This window comes from Myceligenerans indicum (assembly GCF_016742955.1).
Lineage (GTDB): Bacteria > Actinomycetota > Actinomycetes > Actinomycetales > Cellulomonadaceae > Myceligenerans > Myceligenerans indicum.
In genome coordinates this window covers 1-20,061 of sequence record NZ_JABBYC010000060.1, presented here as the reverse complement: position 1 = coordinate 20,061, position 20,061 = coordinate 1, and the positions used below count along the sequence as shown (strand labels likewise).

The following is a 20,061-nucleotide window of genomic DNA, read 5'->3' as shown; positions in this document are numbered from 1 at the left end:
AGATGTGTATAAGAGACAGGCCCAGCCTGAGGCGGCTCCGGGTGCCGTGACCGAACGGCACCTCGCGGCCGGCGGAACCCTCGTCGTCACGGCCGGAGGACGGCCCGGACCTGCGGCGACCGCTCCGCACGAGCCGGACGTGCTCACGCCGGGTGTCGCGGCCGTCCTGGCCGCCACCGGTGCGGACCTCTGGTCCCGGCACACCCGGACCTTCCCGCAGGAGCACGAGCACCTGCCGGCCGAGTACCGCCTGACGCTCTGCGCGCCCGGCTGAGACCGTGCGCCCCGGGCGAGACGTGAGATGTGACGGCATCGACACGCCGAGCCGCCACGGCGCGGCCCGCGCGGAGATAGGGTCACGAGCGTGATCGTCGTCGCCGTCGTGGGGCCCACCGCCACCGGGAAGTCGGACCTGGCGCTGGACCTCGCCGAGGCACTCGGCCCCGAACGGCCCGCCGCCACCGGCGGACCGGCCCGTGGCCGGGCACCCGCAGAGATCGTCAACGCGGACGCCTACCAGCTCTATCGGGGGATGGACATCGGGACGGCGAAGGTGGCGCCGCACGAACGCCGCGGCATCCGGCACCACGAACTCGACGTGCTCGACCCGCGCGAGGACTCGTCGGTGGCCCGCTACCAGGACGCCGCCCGAGCCGACCTCGACGCCATCGACGCCCGCGGCGCACGTGCCGTCGTCGTCGGCGGCAGCGGGTTGTACGTGCGGGCACTGCTCGACGAGATGAACTTCCCCGGCACCGACCCCGAGATCCGGGCCCGGCTGGAGGCACGCGCCGAGCACGAGGGTCGCCGTGCCCTGCACGCCGAACTCGCCGAGCGCGACCCCGCGGCGGCCGAGTCGATCGGACCGGCCAACACCCGCCGCATCGTCCGCGCCCTGGAGGTCATCGAGCTCACCGGGGCCCCCTACACGGCGAACCTGCCGCGACAGGAGTACGTGCGCCCCGCCGTGCAGATCGGCCTCGACTGCGACCGCGAGACCCTCGACGCGCGGGTCGAGGCACGCGTCGCCCGCATGTGGGACGCCGGACTGGTCGAGGAGGTGCGGCGGCTCGCGTCGCCGGAGCAGGGCGGGAACGGCACCGGACTCGGCGCGACCGCGGCCCGTGCCGTGGGGTACGCCGAGATCCTCGCCTGGTTCCGCGGTGAGACCAGCGCGGACGAGGCGCGCGCCGCGATCGCGGCGAACACGCGCCGGCTCGCCCGCAAGCAGATGGGCTGGTTCGGCCGGGACCCGCGGGTGCGATGGCTGGACGCCGGCTCGCCCACGCTGCTCGACGACGCGCTCGCCGTCGTGGCCGCGGCCGACTCCGGATCCCTGCCCCGTCCCGCCGAGGGTCCCGTCCGCCGTAGTCTTGGCGCATGAAGATCGAGTTCACCAAGGGACACGGCACGCACAACGACTTCGTCCTCGTGGCCGACCCGAAGGACGAGCTCGACCTGGACGGCGAACTCGTGCGCCGCCTCACCGACCGGCGCGGCGGCATCGGGGCCGACGGCGTCATCCGCCTCGCCCCCACCGCCTCGGTCGCCGCGGCCGGTGAGGAGATCGCGGACGAGATCCTCGCCGAGGAGCCCGCGGCGATCTGGTTCATGGACTACCGCAACGCGGACGGCTCCGTCGCCGAGATGTGCGGCAACGGCGTACGTGTCTTCGCGGCGTTCGCCGAGCGGCTCGGCTATGCGTCGTTCGGGGCCGACCGCGGCCGCGGGCGGGGCGAGTCCGGCCTCGCCCTCGGCACCCGTGCCGGGGTGAAGCGCGTGCGCAAGGAGTCGAACGGCTGGTACGCGGTGGACATGGGCCCCTGGTCGCTGCCGGGCGGGGACGAGGCGCGGGACGCCGGATACGACGCGGGAGTGGTGGTGCACGGCTGGGACGCCCCGCGTCCCGGACTCTCCGTCGACCTCGGAAACCCCCACACCGTCGTCGCGCTGTCCAGCCTGGACGAGCTGGAACGGCTCGACCTGACCACGGCTCCCGAGGTCGCGCCCCCGCCGCCGCACGGCACCAACGTCGAACTCGTCGTGCCGCTCGGCGACGAACGCGCGCCGAGCGGCGAGCCCGCCGGCCGCATCCGCATGCGCGTGCACGAGCGAGGCGTGGGGGAGACGCAGTCCTGCGGCACCGGCGCCTGCGCCGCGGCGCTCGCGGTGCGTGCCTGGCAGGGTGACACCGCGCCGGACACCTGGTTCGTCGAGATCCCCGGTGGCGAGGTGCGGGTCCGTGCCCTGCGCGACGGACACGTCGAGCTCGCCGGCCCCGCAGAGCTCGTCTTCACGGGAACGCTGACCGTCTGACGCCCGCACGGGCGCGGGGACAGGGCGGCCGTCGGGCGCCCCCTGTGCCGGCCAGGCCCGTCGTGCAGCTCCGCGCACGTGCACGACACGTCCCGCAGCGACACGCGGGCCTCCGTCAGCCGGTCTCCGAGACCCGCAGGACCCGGAACCCCTTCGACGACGCGGCTCGGGTGGTGGACAGGCCCAGCTCGTCCGTGATCCAGCGGGCGAGCGAGTCCGCCCCCAGGTTCTTCTGCACCACGAGCCAGGCATCCGCGCCAGGAGCGAGCCGCGGCAGCCACCGGCCCAGCAGCTCGTGCAGCACGACCTTGCCCACCCGGATCGGCGGGTTGGACCAGAGGGCGGAGAACCGGACGTCGTCGGGCACCTGGTCGGGAGTCACGGCACGGATGTTGGTCAGGCCCAGCCGCTCGGCGTTCCGGCGGACCAGATCCAGGGCCCGCTCGTTCACGTCCACCGCCCAGACCCGCGCATGAGGCCGCTCCGAGGCCATGGTCAGGCTCAGCGGGCCCCAGCCGCACCCCAGGTCCAGCAGCTCCCCGTCCGGCGGCGCCGGAACCTCCTCCAGCAGCACTCGCGTCCCCTTGTCGATACCGCCCGGCGAGAACACGCCCGCAGCGACCTCGACCTCCACCTCACGCCCCGCGATCCGTACGGTGAGGGTGCGCAGATCCGCGGCCGAGGCCGGCTGCGCGCTGAAGTAGTGGTCGTGAGGTCCGACGTCGTCCTGAGGCACCCTCCGATCCTAGGAGACGCGGCGACGCGGCCCCGTAGCCGCGTCTCCGACCCGCGCGAGGACCCGCCCGGCGTCGTCCACGAGACGCCCCCGGTACCGCCTCCGGAAGCCGCGGCGCACCGTCCCGCGACACCGCGGCGGAATTCCCGTGGAACCGGGACGAGAACACGTGGGATCCTTGTTGTACAGGACATCACCCGGAGGAAGGCAGTACATGACCCACGTCCCGACCGAACCCGAAGCCTCGGCCACCGAGCCGGACGACCCGCGAGGCGCCCAGGCGATCGCGAACGACGTCGTGGCGCGGGTGCTCGCTCGGGCGGGGACCGCGCGATCCGAGGGGGAGACCGTCCACGCCGCGCACGACGGCGACCAGCTCGAGCTGGAGGAACGCAGCGCCCTGCGCCGCGTCGCCGGTCTGTCCACGGAACTCGACGACGTCACCGAGGTCGAGTACCGGCAGCTGCGCCTGGAGAAGGTCGTCCTCGTCGGCCTCTACGCCGGCGGCGAGGCAGCCTCCCGCGAGGCCGAGGTCTCGATGCGCGAACTCGCCGCCCTCGCCGAGACCGCGGGCTCCGAAGTCCTGGACGGCCTCCTGCAGCGCCGGCAGAAGCCCGACCCGGGAACCTACCTCGGCTCCGGCAAGGCGGCCGAACTCGCCGACATCGTCCGCGACGTCGGCGCCGACACCGTCGTCATCGACGGCGAACTCGCGCCCTCCCAGCGTCGCGCGCTGGAAGACGTCATCAAGGTCAAGGTCGTCGACCGCACCGCGCTCATCCTCGACATCTTCGCCCAGCACGCCAAGTCCAAGGAGGGCAAGGCACAGGTCGAACTCGCCCAGCTCGAGTACCTCCTGCCCCGTCTGCGCGGCTGGGGCGAGTCCATGTCCCGCCAGGCCGGTGGCCAGGTCGGCGGCGCGGGCGCAGGAATGGGCTCCCGCGGACCCGGTGAGACCAAGATCGAGCTCGACCGCCGCCGCATCCGCAACCGCATGGCCAAGCTGCGCCGCGAGATCGCCGCCATGAAGCCCGCCCGCGAGACCAAGCGTCTCAACCGGCGGCGCAACGCCATCCCCGCCGTGACGATCGCCGGGTACACCAACGCCGGCAAGTCCTCCCTGCTCAACGCCCTCACCGGCACCGGCGTCCTGGTGGAGAACGCCCTGTTCGCCACCCTCGACCCGACCATCCGGCGCTCACGGACCGAGGACGGCCGCGTCTACACCCTGGCCGACACCGTCGGCTTTGTGCGGCACCTGCCCCACCAGCTCGTCGAGGCGTTCCGCTCCACCCTGGAAGAGGTGGGCGACGCCGACCTGCTGCTGCACGTCGTCGACGCCTCCCACCCCGACCCGGAAGGACAGATCGCCGCCGTGCGCGAGGTCCTCGCCGACATCCCCGGGATCGACACCGTGCACGAGATCGTGGTGCTCAACAAGGCCGACGTCGCCGACCCCGAGGTGGTGGGTCGGATCCAGCGCCGTGAGCGGCACACCGCGGTGGTCAGCGCCCACTCCGGGGAGGGGATCGCCGAACTGCGCGCCCGGATCGCGGCCGACCTGCCCCGCCCCGGCGTGGAGATCGACGTCGTGGTGCCCTACTCGCGAGGGGACCTGGTGCACCGCGTGCACGAACACGGGGACATCGACCACACCGAGCACGTGGCCACGGGCACCCTGGTCCGCGGGCGTGTGGACGAGCAGCTCGCCGCCGAGCTGAACCGGGCGGCCCTCGCGGCGTCGTAGCGGCGCCCGCATCGCGCTGCACCCTTCGTCGAGGAGGGTGTTGCTCGTGGCATCTCCTCGGGTTCCGCTGCGGGCGCGTGCCTCGTTCCTCGGCCCGCACCCTGCGCTGCGCCCTTCGTCGATGCGGGTGTTGCTCGTGACGTCTCCTCGGGTTCCGCTGCGGGCGTGTGCCTCGTTCCTCGGCCCGCACCCTGTGCTGCACCCTTCGTCGATGTCAGTGCCGGGCCGTACGATCGATGCCGTGACCATCCCCGCTGACGCGCCTGCCACCAGTACCGACGTTCCCGAGGTCGATGACCTGCTCGACCTTGCCGTCGGTGTGCTCGGCGGCGGGCGGCGGGAGGGGCAGCACGACATGGCGCGGGCCGTGACCCAGGCCATCGAGTCCGGCGAGCACCTGCTGGTGCAGGCCGGGACCGGCACGGGGAAGTCGCTCGGCTACCTTGTCCCCGCGGTCCGGCACGCGGTGTCGGCGGGGGACCGCGTCGTCGTCTCCACCGCGACGCTGGCCCTGCAACGGCAGGTGATCACGCGCGACCTGCCGCTCGTCGCGGAGGCGGTGGCGCCGCGGCTGGCGAGGCCGCCGCGCATCGCCCTGCTCAAGGGCTGGCACAACTACCTGTGCAAGCACAAGGTCGCCGGCGGGTACCCCGGCGACGACGCGACCCTGTTCGACCTGCCCGGCGCGGAGGACCACGCGGCCCCCGAGCCCACCCGCGCCTCCAGCGGCGCAGGCACACCGGCCCGCGGACGGCGTGGGCGGGACGACGGCGCCTCTCTCGCGGATCAGGTCCGCAGGCTGCATGCCTGGGCCGCCGAGACGGACAGCGGCGACCGGGACGACCTCGTGCCCGGCGTGCCGGACAAGGCGTGGCGGCAGGTGTCGGTCACCGCTCTGGAATGCCTGGGCAGCAAGTGCCCGCTGCTGGCGGAGTGCTTCCCCGATCAGGCCCGCGCGGCCGCCCGCGACGCCGATGTCGTGGTCACGAACCACGCGATGCTCGGTATCGCGGCCTCCGGGAACCCGAACGTGCTCCCGGAGCATGACGTCGTCGTGGTCGACGAGGCGCACGAGCTGGTGGACCGCGTCACGGCGTCGGCCACCGTGGAGCTCTCCGCGGCGTCGGTGGAGCACGCCGCACGGCTGGCGCGCCGACACGGCGCCGCCGACACCACGGCACTCGAGGACGCGGGAACCCGGCTCGGCACGCTCCTGGTCACCACGTCCGCCGACAGGTTCCCGCAAGGGCTGGAAGGGGAACTGAGGGACGCCGTGGGCGGGGTGCGGGACGCGGCGCGGTCGGTGCTCAGCGAGCTGAAACCGGAGAAGGGTGAGAAGGGGCCTTCAGCAGGGGCGGGCAATGACGCCGACCCCGGGCTGAAGATGGCCCAGGGCGCCGTCCTCCAGCTCTTCGAGGTGGCCGAGCGGATGGCAGCCGAGGACACGACCGCGGACGTGCTGTGGCTGAACCGGCCGGACTCGGGCTGGGGAGGCTTCGGGGAGTCGGTCTCTCGGCTGCACGCGGCACCGCTGCACGTCGCCGGGCTGATCCGCACCCATCTGCTGGGCGCGGCGACCGGCGTGCTCACCTCGGCCACCCTGGCCCTCGGCGGCACGTTCGAGCCGATCGCGAGCACGTTCGGACTCGGTCCCCAGGCCGGGGGCGGTGACGGGGCGAGCGGCTCCGGGCCGGATACCGAGGGTGAGGCCGCCGCGTGGAAAGGGATCGATGTCGGCAGCCCGTTCGACTACGGGAAACAGGGCATCTGCTACATCGCCCGCCACCTGCCCGCGCCGGGCCGTGAGCCGACCACGGACGCCCAGCTCGACGAGATCGCCGACCTCGTCACCGCCGCGGGCGGCCGGACGCTCGGGCTGTTCTCGTCGCGCCGTGCCGCCACAGCGGCCGCCGAGGCGATGCGCGAACGGCTCGACGTGCCGATCCTGGCACAGGGCGACGACCAGCTCCCCACCCTGGTACGCGAGTTCACCGAGGACCCGGCCACGTGCCTGTTCGGAACCCTGTCGCTGTGGCAGGGCGTCGACGTGCCCGGCCCGTCGTGCCAGCTGGTCCTCATCGACCGGATCCCCTTCCCTCGCCCGGACGACCCGGTGAAGGCGGCCCGCGCCCGCGCGATCGAGCAGTCCGGCGGGAACGGCTTCATGGCCGTGTCCGCGGCGCACGCGGCGCTGCTGCTCGCCCAGGGGGCCGGCCGCCTGATCCGTGGGACGCAGGACCGTGGTGTCGTCGCCGTGCTGGACCCGCGCCTGGCCACCGCCCGGTACGCCTCCTTCCTGGTGCGCTCCATGCCGGCGTTCTGGCCCACGACCGATCCGGCACTCGTCCGCGCCGCACTGGCCAGGCTCGACTCGTAGTTCCCCGCCCGACGGCAACGCTTGCGACCGCAGCTCGCTGCGCCGGTCCACCACGCACAACACCCTCACAGGAGGAACCGTGGCAACAGTCGATGCCGCCACCGCGATGCACCACCCCACCGACAGGACCACCAAACTGGCGGTCGTGGGCGCCGGCGCGGTCGGGACGACTCTCGCGTATGCGGCGCTTGCCCGCGGCACCGCCCGCACCGTCGCGCTGCTGGACGTGAACCGGGAGAAGGTCGACGCGGAGGTGCTCGATCTCCAGCACGGCCAGATGTTCGTGCCACAGGCACAGATCGTCGGTTCCGACGACGTCGCCGTGTGCGAGGGGGCCGACGTCGTGGTCGTCACCGCCGGGGCCAAGCAGAGGCCCGGCCAGACGCGTCTCGACCTTGCCGAGTCGACGGTCAACCTGACCAGGAAGATCATGCCGGCGCTCGTCGGCGTGGCGCCCGACGCCATCTTCCTGATGGTGACCAACCCCGTCGACGTCGTCACGTATGCCGCACAGAAGTACTCCGGCCTCCCGCACGAGCGGGTGTTCGGGAGCGGCACCGTGCTGGACACCTCGCGGCTGCGCGCCGCGATCGCGGCGCAGGCGGGGGTGGCGGTCGGCAACGTGCACGCCTACATCGCCGGCGAGCACGGTGACTCGGAGATCGCGCTGTGGAGCTCGGCGTCGATCGGTGGTGTACCGCTCCTGGAGTGGAAGGGCCTGTCTGGGAGGCCCGCGCTGGATGCGGAGCTCCGGTCCCAGATCGCGGCCGACGTCGTGCAGTCGGCCTACCGGATCATCGGCGGCAAGGGGGCGACGAACTACGCGATCGGACTCGCCGCGACCAGGATCATCGAAGCCGTCCTCAAGGACGAGCACCGGGTGCTGCCGGTGTCCTCGCACCTGGAGGACTACTACGGGATCGGGGACGTGTGCCTCTCCGTTCCCGCGCTCGTGGACCGGCGTGGGGCCACGGAGACGATCGAGGTCCCGCTCTCCGACGAGGAGCTGCGTGACCTGCGCGCCTCGGCCGAGAGAGTACGCGCGACGCAGCGACGGTTCGGGCTGTGACGGGCCGCCGGGTCAGCGCTCGTGTGCTGACCCGGCGGTGCGTCACAGGCTGCGAAGGACCGCGACGATACGCCCGAGGATCTGCGCCTCGTCACCCGCGATGGGTTCGTAGGCGGCGTTCTGCGGCATCAGCCACACATGGCCGTCGGCCTGCTTGAACGTCTTGACGGTGGCCTCGCCATCGATCATCGCCGCGACGATCTCGCCCTGCTCGGCGACGTTCTGGCGACGCACCACGACCCAGTCGCCGTCGCAGATCGCGGCATCGACCATCGAGTCGCCAGCGACCTTGAGCAGGAACAGCTCACCGTCGCCCACGACCTGCCGGGGCAGCGCGAAGATGTCCTCGACGGCCTGCTCGGCCAGGATCGGCCCACCGGCGGCGATCCGGCCGACCAGCGGGACGTACGACGCGGCCGGCGCCGACTCGGACTGCTCGGCGGCCCCACCCCAGTGGACCTCGCCCGACTGCGGGTTCTGCCGCGCACCCGACTGCGGATCGACGAGCTCCATCGCGCGCGGACGGTTCGGATCCCGGCGCAGGAAGCCCTTGCGCTCCAGGACCTGGAGCTGATGCTTCACGCTCGACGGGCTCGCGAGGCCGACGGAGTCCCCGATCTCGCGCATGGACGGCGGGTAGCCACGCGCCTCGAAGGACTCGCGGATGCAAGTCAGCACCTTGCGCTGGCGGGGGGTCAGACGCTCGGCGGCGTCACCGAGATCGAGCGGTTCGTCGTTCCGGGCGATCGTGCCGACGCTGCCCAGGCTTCCCGGCATCATGCCCGGGGTCCTCTCACGTCCCGTCATGCTGTGGCCCTCCTCGTCGTTTGATGTCGCCAACTCTAGATCGGGTCATGGCGAATCTCAAACGGATGTTCGAGCGTGGCTCGACACGAACGGTGTTGCGTGCTACACAATGGTACGGGTGTTCGTCGTACATATGTGCGATGAACGGGTGTTCGACAGGCTATCTCAGGAGGCGGTCATGAGCACGACGACCACGCTCGAGCTCCGCGGGCGCGGACGTTCACGGAGCGCGCATCCCCGGGCGGACGAGCGCCACCTGAAGGTGGTGCCACCGCTCGAGGAGGAGGCCGTCGCCCCGGCCCCGCGCGGCCCGGCCCTGCTCCGGCCGTCTCTGTCCCGGCCGTCTCTGCCCCGCCCGGCCCTGCTCCTGCCGGGTCGTGTCCGCCCGGGTCAGGTCCGGCCGGGCGCCGAGGAGAGGCCGGGCGCGGGTCCGGCCGTGCTTCCCCGTCGGGCCCCTCGCGCAGGCATGTCCCCGGGCCGTGGCGGCCGAACCCTCGCCGCCCGTCTCGGTCTCGAGGGCCTGCGGCTGACCGCGCGGGGCCGGGTCGCCGTGACGCTCGTCGCGCTGGTCCTGGCGGCGCCGCTGGTCTGGGGTGCGACGGCGGTCGCGACCTCGCCGGCTGACCCCGTCGAGGTGCGGCCGCACGCCGTCGAGCCGGGAGACACCCTCTGGGGGGTGGCCGCCTCCGTCGCGGAGCCCGGGCAGGACGTGCGTGACGTCGTGCGCGAGCTGCGAGACCTGAACCGGTTGCCGAGCGGCGGCCTGATGGTGGGGCAGACGCTCTACGTCCCGGTGGGCTGACGGTTCCGGGCGGGGGCTGATCGCCGCGGAGCCAGAGGTGGAGTCAGAGGCGGAGTCAGAGGCAGACGCGGAGGCGGATGCGGCGGCGGACCGTCCCTGACGGAGTGAGGTCGGCAACGTTCTCCGCCATATCGCTGCAGTCGTGTTGCATGGGTGCGGTTTGCCCGCATACGGTCAAGTCCTGGCCGGGACCACCCGGTCGATGGCCGAGCCCGCAGGAGACAGCATGCACTGCCCGTTCTGTCGTCACAGCGACTCGCGCGTCGTGGACTCGCGGACGTCGGACGATGGTTCGTCGATCCGCCGCCGGCGGGAGTGCCCGGCGTGCCACAAGCGTTTCACCACCATCGAGACGGCGAGTCTCACGGTGGTCAAGCGGTCCGGCGCCACGGAACCGTTCGTGCGGGAGAAGATCGCCACAGGCGTGCGCAAGGCCTGCCAGCCACGGCCGGTGAGCGACGACGACCTGGCGCTCCTCGCGCAGCGGGTCGAGGAGACACTGCGCAGCACCGGCAGCGCGGAGATCGATGCCAACGAGATCGGCAAGGCCATCCTGGGTCCGCTGCGGGAGCTCGACGTGGTGGCCTACCTGCGCTTCGCGAGTGTCTACCAGGACTTCTCCTCCCTGGAGGACTTCGAGGCGGCGATCACCGACCTGCGCAAGGATGCCGAGGCCCAGGCCGCGCGCGAACCCGTGCCGGACGGTGCGGCGGAGGCTCCCGGCGCCGGGCTGGTGTGACGCGACCCCCGCACCGCGTGCGGATCGCCGGGGAGAAAGAGCTGGCGCCTCACCGCCGTCCGGGAGACGCTGGTCGCACGGACCCGGCCAGGGATCCTGAGACGAGGAGGAGGTGGTCGGCATGACGTCCGAGAACGACGAACGCGGCACGGCACCGAGCGAGGACGCGAAGGCGAGGTTCCGCGAGGCGCTGGACCGCAAGAACGAGGCGCACCACCGCACGGCCGAGGCCGAGCGGAACACCGGCGCGGTGCACGGACCGGAGACCACGGGCCCGGTGCAGAAGATGTTCCGCCGCAAGAGCGGCTGAGGCTGATCGATCGAGGCCGCCGACCGGGTGTCTGACCTGGTCGGCGGCCTTTGTGTGCGGACTGACCTGTGTTGCCGCACCGGCGTTCACAGCGGAGATGATCGGTCCGGCGGGTGGCGCGTCGTCGGGGGTCCGGCGCCAGGAGTGCGGCGGCGATCCCGGGGTGATGCGGCCGGCCCGGAACGGTCCGAAGGCGTCGCCGCCGCCGCGTCAGTCGGGACCGGCGCGCGGAGGCCGCCGGAACGACGTCAGGGCGACGCTCAAGGTCGGCGCGAGGTCTTCTGCTCGCCCTTCCACCGATCGATGTCCGCCTGGGCCACCTCCGCCGGAACGGCGGCCGGCTGCGTGATCCGGATGTGGTTGCCGAACGGGTCGCGCAGCGCGCAGTCGATGCCGTACGGCTGCTCCGTGGGCTCCTCCGTGAACTCCACGCCCTCGGCGCTCAGTTCCGCGTGGGTGCGGCGGCAGTCGTCCGTCGTGAGGATGCAGGCGACGCCGAGCGCCCCCTTGGTCAGCAGGTCCCTGGCCCGGGCCGCGACCTCGTCGCTCAGCGCCGGCGGGCCCGGCACCTCGAGCAGCAGGTGGCGGTCGGGGTCGGCGGGCAGCGCGATGGTCAGCCAGCGCATGAAGCCCAGGTCGACGTCGTTGGTCACCTCGAACCCGAGCTTGCCGACGTAGAAGGCGAGGGCTTCCTCCTGGTCGAGGACGTAGACGGAGGTGATGGAGATCTTCTGGAACATGGCTGCCACGCTATGGCGGGTCGACGACGGCGTGCTTCTCCGAAACGACTCGGCTCGCCGGCCGCATCCAGCTCTTCGTGAAGCAGACAGGAGCCGCGACCTGCCGGACCCGGCGCCGGTACTCGCTCGGGGAGACGCCGAGTATGCCGGCGAAGGTACGGCTGAACGTTCCCAGGCTGTTGAAACCCACCAGCAGCGCGACGTCGGTCACCGGGGCCGGGGTGTCGCGCAGCAGCGCCATCGCGCGCTCGATCCGGCGTCGCTGCAGGTACCGGTGGGGTGTCTCCCCGAAGGCCGCCTTGAACCTCCGCGTGAAGTGCGACGGTGAGACGTGCGCGATCCGGGCCAGCGCGGGGACGTCGAGCGGCTGGGCGTAGTCACGCTCGACGGCGTCCCGGGCCCGCAGCAGCAGGCGGTTCTCCCGCTCCTGCGGGGACATCGCGCGGCTCGTCACCGGGCGGCTCGTCACCGGGCGGCTCGACATGCCGGAGGTCACGCGGCCAGCCTACGGTGCCGTGAGCCCGGCGGTGCGACCGGCTGCCCTCGGCGACCAGGGCGCCGGCATGAGGCGGGGCGGGGCGGCCGGCGGGGGAGCCGGACGGTGGCGAGGTCCTGGGGGAAGCGCGTGCCCGGTACGGTTTCCGTACTGTCATCCGAGAGGTCAGCATGGTTTCGATCAACGACGTGGCGCGGCACGCGCAGGTTTCTGTGGCGACGGTGTCGAACTACCTGAATCGCCCGGCGAAGGTGGCCCCGGCGACGGCACGCCGCATCGGAGCCTCGATCGAGCAGCTGGGCTTCGTTCCCCGCCTCTCGGCGCGGCAGCTGAGATGGCGCCGGTCCGGGATCGTCGGCATCTGTGTGGTGAACGCGTCGAACCCCTTCTTCGCCCAGGTGGTCAGGGCGGCCGAGCGGAGCCTGAGCCTGGCAGGGCTGTCGGTGGTCGTGGGGAGCTCCTACGAGTCGTCGGAGCAGCAGGCGCATCTGCTCGGGCTCTTCGAGCAGATGCGGTTCGACGCCGTGCTCGTCGCACCGTCCGGCGACATCGACGACCTGTACGGACTGCGCCGTCGAGGTACTCCTGTCGTACTCGTCGATCAGGTTGATCCGCTCGGTGTCCTCCCCGGGGTGGGCGTCGACCACGTCGCCGGTGGCCGGGCGGTGGCCGAGCACCTCGTGGAGCAGGGCCGGCGCCGTCTGCTCCTGGCGACGGGCCCGAGCGGTGTGAACCAGACGATGCTGCGCGAGGAGGGCTTCCGGTCGGAGGCGGAGCGCCATGCCGGGGTGAGCGTGACCGTCGTTCGCTCGCCGGATCTCAGCCTCGTCGACGGGGACAAGGTCGGTCACGAGATCCTCGGCCTGCCGGAGGGGGATCGCCCCGACGCCGTGTTCGGTGCCAACGACATGCATGCGATCGGGATCCAGAAGGCGCTGCTGACGGCGGGGACCCGCATCCCCTCGGAGGTCGCGCTCGTCGGGTACGACGACATCCCGTTCGCGGAGTATGCGGCGGTGCCTCTGACCTCGGTCCGGCAGCCGGCGGACGAGATCGGCCGCGGCGCCGCCGAGCTGCTGCTGGGTGAACTCGGCCGGACGGTCGAGGGGGGCTCCGTCACGGAGCGCGTTCCGGTCCTCGTCGAGCGAGAGAGCTCGGCGGCGCGGTACCCGGCGTGAGACCGGCGAACTCCGTACCGGGGTACCCGGGTTTGCGCGGCTGCCGATCGTAAGGATAGTTTTGCTATCCATGCGAATCTCGGAGCTCGCGGAGCGTTCGGGCACCAGTGTCGCGACGATCAAGTACTACCTGCGTGAGGGTCTGCTTCATCCTGGTGTCGCCGTGAACGCGCGTCAGGCAGCCTTCGACGAGACCCACCTCGCCCGGGTGCGGCTCGTGCGCGGACTCGTGCACGTGCTCGGCGCGTCCATCAGCCAGGTGCGCGAGGTTCTCGCGATCATCGGCGACCGTGACCAGACGGTCGTGCAGGCGATGGGACGGGCGACCGCGGCGCTTCCCGCGACCGGGAGTCTCGCCGACACCGGCACGGGCGGGTCCGGCGGCGGTGAAGGGTCGCCGGACCTCGCCATGGCCGTGCTGGACGAGCTGGGCTTCACGTATGCGGCGGACTCGTCGGTGGTGGAGCAGCTCGACTCCGCGCTCTCCCTCGCGGCCGAGGCCGGTGTCACGATCGACCCGGACCAGATCCGCGCCTACGCCGCCGCGGCACGGGACGTCGCGGCCGCGGACTTCGCACGCGTTCCTTGGGGGGACCCGGGTGCGGCGCTCGAGTTCGCGGTGCTCGGGACGGCGCTCTACGAGCCGGTCCTGCTCGCCCTGCGACGCATCGCCCACTACGAGCGGGGCCTGGAGATCAGGACCGCGAACAACTCGGGAGGGGTCGGGTTCCCCGCCCCGCCCGCCACGCAGGCCCCGGCCGACGCCGGCGTCGCGGACTCCGCGAATTCCGTGGCCGCCGCAGACGCCCCGGCAGCTCCGGCCGCTATCGCTGCCACGGACGACACCGACGACACCGACCATGAAGGAGCCGGAACGTGAGTACTGAGGCACAGCTGGAGCGGCGCGCTCGCGCTCTCGTCATCGCCAAGACCGTGTACAAGGCCGTCGTGGCCTTCTGGGCGCTCGCCATCGCGGGCATGGTCCTGATCTGGGTGCTGACCACGCCCGGCGGATACTTCTGGCCGGTCTGGCCGGCGCTCGGGATGGGCATCGCCGCTCTCGCCTGGGGCCTCGCGCTCTACGGGCGGTTCCCGTTCCGGGTCCGGCCCGAGGACGTCGAGCGCGAGATGGAACGCCTGCGTCGCGACAACCGCTGAAGCGGGGCAGGAAGCAACTCGCGCCGTGTCGGCCGCTCGGCGGCCGGCACGGCGCGAGTCGTGTCGCGGGTGTCTCAGGCGGTCAGTAGACCCACCGCCAGGGTGACGACACCGGCAGCGAGGAAGATCGCCCCGGCGGGGAACAGCACCTTGAGCCCGTTGGGTTCGGTGCGGCCGGCCCCCATGGCGCTGAAGAAGAACCCGCCCGGCAGCAGGATCGCCGAGATCAGCACGCCCGAGGCGCCGAGCCAGTACCAGAGGCCCGTGAGGCTCGTCGCCCCGGCGAGCGCGAGGCAGAGCAGGCCGAGGGTCACCAGGACGCCCGCGTGGGCGTGTCCGGCTCGGTAGAAGGTCTTCTGGAAGTCGGTGGCCGCGACGCCTCCGGTCGCGATCCGGAGGAGGAAGAAGCCACCGGACTCGATGCCGACGATCGTCAGCAGGACGATGCCGGCGGTGATGCGGGCGCTCTCGGAGAGTTCGAGCATGGTCGGGTTCCTAACTTTCGCAAGGGGTGGGCCGACCGGCGTCGCGCGGCCGCGGCAGCGCTCCGCGGACGATCCGGGGGGCGTAACGATGTTATAGAACACGGTTCGCAAACGCCCGTCAAGGTGCTTACACTCACGCCATGGCTGGGCTTCGTGCGCACGACGGCGTGCCGCGCGACCGCCTGCCCGTGCGTGCGCCCCGGGTCGTGCCCCGCGTGGCTCCCGTGCCCCGCCGCAGTGCCGGCCGCCGGGGTGGTGGGTGTCGTTCCGCGGGGGCTGCGGGCTGTTCGGCGCCCCGGGTGGCGAACGGCTGTGCGAACGCTTGGACGGCCGTCCGGTACAGGTTTTCGCCGCGCGTTTCGTGGTGTTCATCTGGGTGATATATCCACTGACTATCGTCGATTTCGATAGTGAAGCTCTCTAGTGGAACGCCCCCGAGGCAAGCTGCTCGATCCGGACTCATATGTCCACAACTACCAGGCTAAATATGCGGATTGTCACGACTTGGTCACGCCCCTTCTCGGCGTGTGAGCCCCTTCTGTAGCCTCATCGCGATAGCGTCACTACCTAGTGAAACGGGAGACTGATGCAGCACCGCAACGCCCCCGAGATCCAGCGCTGGCTGGTCGAGAAAATCGCTGTCCGAGCCGAGATGAAGCCGGCGGACGTGAAGACCGACCAGTACTTCGACGAGTTCGAGCTCGACTCCACCGAGGCGCTCGTGCTCGCCGGAGAGCTCGAGGAGTGGCTCGGGTTCGAGATCCCGCCCACGGCGCTCTGGTACTACCCGACGATCGAGCAGCTCGCCGAGCATGTCGCCGAAGAAGTTGCGGCACGCTGACCCGGGCGGGGCCGCCCACCCGCCACGGATGCTCCTGGTCCACCCCGGCACGCTGCCCGTCACGGCGTACGAGCGGCTCGCGGCCGAGCTCACCGGCGTCGTCCTCGACGTCGTCGACCTCTCCGCGGACCGGGCGTACGCCCATGCCGGCCTCGACCCCCGGACACCCGACCCCACGCTCGAGGACCTGGCCGACTCCGTGGCGCGACGTGCCGCGTCGGGCGGCGCGGTGGCGTTGCTCGCCGGATGGTCGTTCGGCGGGCTCGTCGCCGCGGTCGCGGCCGAGCGCACCGCCCCCGGCACGCCGCTGCTGCTCCTGGACACCGTCGCGCCCGTGTCCGACGTCGGCGCGGCACGCGACGAGGTGCCGCGCTGGTTCGCGGATTACCTCGGCTGGCGGGCCGGGAAGCCGCTCCCGCCGCCCGCCGGGGCGTCCTGGGCGGGAGGGCTCGACGAGTTGTACGAGCCGGCGCTCGCCGCGGGTGCGCTCCCGCCCGACACGAGCCGGGGCGGCTTCCGGATGCTGTCCCGTGCCTACACGGCCGGCCTGGAGCGGAACTTCCGGATAGCGGGCGCCGCGCGAGCCCCCCGCCCGGTGCGCGCGCACCTCGTGAAGCCGGGACAAGGGCTGGTTCCGAAGGCACCCGCGAACGGCTGGGAGGAGTTCAGCGACGACCTGCGGGTCGTGGACTGCTCCGGCGACCACTACTCCATGCTCACCGACACCGCATCCGTCACGACGATCGCCGCCGAAGCCATGCGCCTCGCCGGCCGGGAATGAGGGAACCATGAGCACCACCACGCACGACGGGCTCGATCGCAGGCTGGCTCGCACACCGCTGGCGATCGTGGGCATGTCGAGCCTGTTTCCCGGTTCGACGAGCACCGAGAGCTACTGGAACAACATCGTCGACCGGGTCGACTCGATCACCGAGGTCCCCGCCGACCACTGGGACCCGGACGACCACTACTCGGCGGACCGCACGGCCCCCGACAAGACCTACGCGACACGCGGTGGATTCCTCGACCCCGTCCCCTTCCACCCCATCGATTTCGGCATCCCTCCGGCGCAGCTCGAGGTGACCGACGTGCTGCAGCTGCTGAGCCTGGTCGTCGCCCGTGACGTGCTGCACGACGCGCACGCCGACCAGGAGTGGTACGACCGCCGGCGCACGGGCGTGGTGCTCGGCGTCACCGGCGCCAACCAGCTGACGCAGCCGCTCTCCGCGCGGTTGCAGACGCCCGCTCTGAAGCGCGCGGCGCTGTCGATGGGGCTCGACGAGGACGACGCCGAGGAGCTTGCGACCCGCTACCGCGCGGCGTTCGCCCCGTGGGAGGAGCACTCCTTCCCGGGGATGCTCGGCAACGTCGTGGCCGGCCGGGTCGCCAACCGGTTCGACCTGGGCGGGATGAACATGACCGTCGACGCCGCCTGCGCCAGCTCGCTGGGCGCACTGCGGGCCGCCGCCGCGGAACTGGTCGACCACCGCGCCGACACGATGATCACCGGCGGCTGCGACGCCGAGAACACGATCTTCATGTATCTCTGCTTCTCGAAGACGCCCGCGTTCTCGGTGAGCGGCGAGGTGCGTCCCTTCGACGCCGGTGCCGACGGCACGCTCATCGGCGAGGGCATCGGCATGCTCGCGCTGCGACGGCTCGAGGACGCCGAACGTGACGGCAACCAGATCTACGCCGTGGTCCGCGGCATCGGGTCCGCGAGCGACGGCAGGCACAAGTCGATCTACGCGCCCGCTCCCGGAGGTCAGCAGCTCGCCGTCCGCCGTGCGTACGCCGACGCGGACTGCGAGGCGTCCACGATCGGGCTGGTCGAGGCGCACGGCACCGGCACCGCGGTCGGGGACGCGACCGAGCTGTCCGCGTTGTCCGACGTCCTGCGCGAGGAGGGCGCGGGCGACGGCGAGATCGCGGTCGGATCGGTGAAGTCCCAGATCGGGCACACCAAGGCCGCCGCCGGCGCGGCCGGCCTCATCAAGCTCGCGATGGCGCTGCAGCATCGGGTCGTCCCTCCGACGATCAACATCGAGCGGCCCGCCGACGTGTTCGGGGACGGGCCGCTTCACGTGAGCGCGGAGCCGCGGCCGTGGCTCCCGTCGGCCCAGCGCCCCGTGCGGCGTGCCGGGCTCTCGTCGTTCGGGTTCGGCGGCACGGACTTCCACGTGGTCCTCGAGGAGCACCCCGCTTCCCGCCGGATCGGCAGCGCCCTGCGGCGGCCGGAGGTGCGGGTCTGGACGGCGTCGTCCGCCGACGCGCTCGCCGGCGAGGTCGAGGCCTCGGAGAGCGGGATCGCCTCCGGCACCCCGATCCCGCCCGGAGATCCCCGGATCGCCGTCGTCGCGAAGGACGAGGACGAGCTGGAGGCACTGCGTGCCGCGGCCGTGAAGCGGCTTCGCGCCGAGCCGGACCGCGCCTGGCACGACCAGGCGGGCATCGTCTACCGGCCCCGCGCCGTCGACGGCGGCTCCGGGCTGCTCTTCGCCGGCCAGGGCAGCCAGTACGTGAACCCCGGCCTTGCCGCCGTGCTGCGTGAGCCCACGCTGCTGGACGCGTTCGAGCAGGCCGTGCGGACGCCCGGTCTCGAGCACCTGGGCAGGGTCGCGTTCCCCGCCCCGCGCTTCGAGGCGGCCGGCCGGCGCCAGGACGAGGAGCGCCTGCGCTCCACCGACAACGCGCAGCCGGTCATCGGTGCGCTGTCGGCCGGACACGCCCGCCTGCTGGAACGGCTCGGGCTGGAGGCGGAGGGGTTCGCCGGCCACAGCTTCGGGGAACTCACCGCCCTGTGGGCGGCCGGGTCGATCGGCGACGAGGACTACTTCCCCCTCGCGGCCGCCCGGGGGTCGGCGATGGCCCGGGCCGCGCAGGACAGCGGGGACCCGGGCTCCATGGCCGCCGTGCTGTCGGACCGCGTGACCACCGAGCGGCTCGTCGCCGACATCCCCGGCCTGCGGATCTGCAACTTCAACAGCCCGACCCAGCACGTCGTGGGCGGACCGAGCGATGCCATCGACGCGCTGGTGGGCCGCGCGGACGCCGAGTCCGTGAGCGTGGTACCACTTCCGGTCGCTGCCGCGTTCCACACCCCGATCGTCGCCGGTGCGCGCGACCGGTTCCGCGACGCGGTGGCGGACCGTCCCGTGGGGGCTCCGACGCGGGGCACCGTCTACACGAACACCTCCGGCGCGAAGTACGGCGACGACGTGGCGGCGAACGCCGCGACGCTGGTCGACCAGCTCGCCGAGCCCGTGGACTTCGTCGGTGTCGTCGAGCAGATGTACCGCGACGGGATCCGCGTCTTCGTCGAGTGCGGGCCAGGACACGTCCTGGGCCGCCTGGTGCGCTCGATCCTCGGCGACGACACCGACGCCCTCGTGGTGGCGCTCGACGCCGGCAACCCGGAGACCGCCGACCACGCGCTGTCCGAGGGGATCGCCCAGCTCGTCGTCGCCGGCGCGCTGAACGCCTGGCGCTCGCCCGACGCGCGGCCCTCCCGCCCCGCCCCGGCGGGACGGGGACCCGCGGTCTACCTGACCGGGATGAACCACGTCCCGGACCAGCGTCGTGCCGCGTACGAGCAGGCGCTCGCCAAGCCCTACGAGCTCAGCCTGGCATCCGGCCCGGCGGCGCACAGGGCGGCACCGGCCGCCGCCGTACGACCCGGCACCGCCCTGGTGGCCGGCTCCCGCGACACCACCCCCGACCGACGAATGACCCACCCGAGCACGAGCGACCGTTCCCAGACGTACGAGACCACGAGTGAGGCGCAGTCCATGAGTGTCGAGTCCCCCCAGTCCCAGTCCCAGTCCCAGGCCCACGTCGCGCTCGCCCGTGAGCAGTGGCAGGTGCACGCCGCGTTCCTCGCCGGGCAGCAGCAGGTCAGCGCGGCGCTTCTCGGGGTCCTGCAGGATCCGCCCCGCGACGGCATCGACGTCGCCGCCGTCGAACAGGTGGTGCGCCAGGCCACCGCCGTCGGAGACACGCACGTCGCGGTGAACCGGCTGATCAGCGCCGGAGCGGGCAACGGCGAGAGCACGGCCGAGGCCGAGCGGACGCTGTCCGCGACGATCACGGCGACCACCCCCTCGGTCCCCGCCCGGCAGACGCGGGCGCTCGCACCGGCCGCCACCACCGACGCCTTCGGCGGCACCGTCGCCGACGCCCTCTACGAGGCCGCGACCTCCGAGGCGCCGGCCCCGGCCCCGGCCTGTCTCTTATACACATCTGACGCTGCCGACGATAAGG

20 protein-coding genes are annotated in these 20,061 nt (G+C 72.4%); 15 read left to right on the top strand and 5 right to left on the bottom strand.

The annotated features are described in order from the left end of the window. The 3 genes from HGK34_RS19970 to dapF form a co-directional block, all read left to right on the top strand. Positions 1-274, top strand: a 274-nt coding sequence (locus HGK34_RS19970) for a hypothetical protein (RefSeq protein WP_207193607.1), incomplete at its 5' end; no start/stop codon positions are given. 90 nt (positions 275-364) lie between these two features. Further along, positions 365-1,384, top strand: a complete 1,020-nt coding sequence (gene miaA, locus HGK34_RS19965; RefSeq protein WP_201850717.1) for a tRNA (adenosine(37)-N6)-dimethylallyltransferase MiaA — start codon at positions 365-367, stop codon at positions 1,382-1,384. After that, positions 1,381-2,316, top strand: coding sequence for a diaminopimelate epimerase (gene dapF, locus HGK34_RS19960; RefSeq protein WP_201850716.1), 936 nt, complete (start codon positions 1,381-1,383; stop codon positions 2,314-2,316). The genes miaA and dapF overlap by 4 nt, the downstream gene beginning before the upstream one ends. Positions 2,317-2,431: 115 nt before the next feature. Here dapF and HGK34_RS19955 read toward each other — a convergent pair whose 3' ends face one another. Next, a complete protein-coding gene (locus HGK34_RS19955; protein ID WP_201850715.1) occupies positions 2,432-3,052 on the bottom strand; it encodes a class I SAM-dependent methyltransferase in 621 nt (206 codons plus the stop codon). Between the two features lie 214 nt (positions 3,053-3,266). Here HGK34_RS19955 and hflX point away from each other — a divergent pair, with 214 nt between their 5' ends. The 3 genes from hflX to HGK34_RS19940 all read left to right on the top strand — a co-directional run bounded on the left by hflX (position 3,267) and on the right by HGK34_RS19940 (position 8,245). Next, the gene (gene hflX, locus HGK34_RS19950; RefSeq protein WP_201850714.1) at positions 3,267-4,799 is read left to right on the top strand and encodes a GTPase HflX; all 1,533 of its coding nucleotides are present in this window, start codon (positions 3,267-3,269) and stop codon (positions 4,797-4,799) included. 211 nt (positions 4,800-5,010) lie between these two features. Next, complete coding sequence (locus HGK34_RS19945) at positions 5,011-7,176, top strand: ATP-dependent DNA helicase (protein ID WP_201850713.1); 2,166 nt, start codon at positions 5,011-5,013, stop codon at positions 7,174-7,176. Between the two features lie 106 nt (positions 7,177-7,282). After that, positions 7,283-8,245: an L-lactate dehydrogenase gene (locus HGK34_RS19940; RefSeq protein ID WP_201850725.1), complete on the top strand. Its 963-nt coding sequence runs from the start codon at positions 7,283-7,285 to the stop codon at positions 8,243-8,245. A gap of 42 nt (positions 8,246-8,287) precedes the next feature. Here the strand turns inward: HGK34_RS19940 and lexA are convergent, their stop codons facing one another. After that, a complete protein-coding gene (gene lexA / locus HGK34_RS19935) occupies positions 8,288-9,052 on the bottom strand; it encodes a transcriptional repressor LexA (RefSeq protein WP_244666981.1) in 765 nt (254 codons plus the stop codon). A gap of 178 nt (positions 9,053-9,230) precedes the next feature. Here lexA and HGK34_RS19930 point away from each other — a divergent pair, with 178 nt between their 5' ends. The 3 genes from HGK34_RS19930 (at position 9,231) to HGK34_RS19920 (ending at position 10,903) form a co-directional block, all read left to right on the top strand. Next, positions 9,231-9,854: a LysM peptidoglycan-binding domain-containing protein gene (locus tag HGK34_RS19930; RefSeq protein ID WP_201850712.1), complete on the top strand. Its 624-nt coding sequence runs from the start codon at positions 9,231-9,233 to the stop codon at positions 9,852-9,854. Positions 9,855-10,080: 226 nt separating this feature from the next. Further along, positions 10,081-10,593, top strand: coding sequence for a transcriptional regulator NrdR (gene nrdR / locus HGK34_RS19925; RefSeq protein WP_201850710.1), 513 nt, complete (start codon positions 10,081-10,083; stop codon positions 10,591-10,593). Positions 10,594-10,714: 121 nt separating this feature from the next. Beyond that, positions 10,715-10,903, top strand: a complete 189-nt coding sequence (locus HGK34_RS19920; RefSeq protein WP_201850708.1) for a DUF5302 domain-containing protein — start codon at positions 10,715-10,717, stop codon at positions 10,901-10,903. 260 nt (positions 10,904-11,163) lie between these two features. Here the strand turns inward: HGK34_RS19920 and HGK34_RS19915 are convergent, their stop codons facing one another. Together HGK34_RS19915 and HGK34_RS19910 are read right to left on the bottom strand one after the other, a co-directional pair. Continuing rightward, positions 11,164-11,643 carry a VOC family protein gene (locus tag HGK34_RS19915; protein WP_201850706.1) on the bottom strand — a complete coding sequence of 160 codons (480 nt, stop codon included), beginning with the start codon at positions 11,641-11,643 and terminating at the stop codon, positions 11,164-11,166. Between the two features lie 10 nt (positions 11,644-11,653). Next, a complete protein-coding gene (locus tag HGK34_RS19910) occupies positions 11,654-12,082 on the bottom strand; it encodes a helix-turn-helix domain-containing protein (protein WP_201850721.1) in 429 nt (142 codons plus the stop codon). A gap of 227 nt (positions 12,083-12,309) precedes the next feature. Here HGK34_RS19910 and HGK34_RS19905 point away from each other — a divergent pair, with 227 nt between their 5' ends. The 3 genes from HGK34_RS19905 (at position 12,310) to HGK34_RS23020 (ending at position 14,475) form a co-directional block, all read left to right on the top strand. Next, on the top strand, positions 12,310-13,317 hold the full coding sequence (locus HGK34_RS19905) for a LacI family DNA-binding transcriptional regulator (protein ID WP_201850704.1): 1,008 nt from the start codon (positions 12,310-12,312) through the stop codon (positions 13,315-13,317). A gap of 70 nt (positions 13,318-13,387) precedes the next feature. Next, positions 13,388-14,197 carry a MerR family transcriptional regulator gene (locus HGK34_RS19900; protein ID WP_201850702.1) on the top strand — a complete coding sequence of 270 codons (810 nt, stop codon included), beginning with the start codon at positions 13,388-13,390 and terminating at the stop codon, positions 14,195-14,197. Continuing rightward, a complete protein-coding gene (locus tag HGK34_RS23020; protein WP_201850701.1) occupies positions 14,194-14,475 on the top strand; it encodes a 2TM domain-containing protein in 282 nt (93 codons plus the stop codon). Before HGK34_RS19900 ends, HGK34_RS23020 begins: the two co-directional genes overlap by 4 nt. 74 nt (positions 14,476-14,549) lie before the next feature. Here HGK34_RS23020 and HGK34_RS19890 read toward each other — a convergent pair whose 3' ends face one another. Further along, complete coding sequence (locus HGK34_RS19890; RefSeq protein ID WP_201850699.1) at positions 14,550-14,960, bottom strand: hypothetical protein; 411 nt, start codon at positions 14,958-14,960, stop codon at positions 14,550-14,552. Positions 14,961-15,546: 586 nt separating this feature from the next. On the opposite strand from HGK34_RS19890, the gene HGK34_RS19885 reads away from it, so the two are divergent. The 3 genes from HGK34_RS19885 to HGK34_RS19875 form a co-directional block, all read left to right on the top strand. Next, positions 15,547-15,801, top strand: coding sequence for an acyl carrier protein (locus HGK34_RS19885; RefSeq protein WP_201850697.1), 255 nt, complete (start codon positions 15,547-15,549; stop codon positions 15,799-15,801). Further along, the gene (locus HGK34_RS19880) at positions 15,773-16,582 is read left to right on the top strand and encodes an alpha/beta hydrolase family protein (protein WP_201850696.1); all 810 of its coding nucleotides are present in this window, start codon (positions 15,773-15,775) and stop codon (positions 16,580-16,582) included. The genes HGK34_RS19885 and HGK34_RS19880 overlap by 29 nt, the downstream gene beginning before the upstream one ends. Positions 16,583-16,589: 7 nt before the next feature. After that, positions 16,590-20,061 (top strand): type I polyketide synthase (locus tag HGK34_RS19875; RefSeq protein ID WP_201850695.1); only part of this gene is annotated, 3,472 nt, incomplete at its 3' end.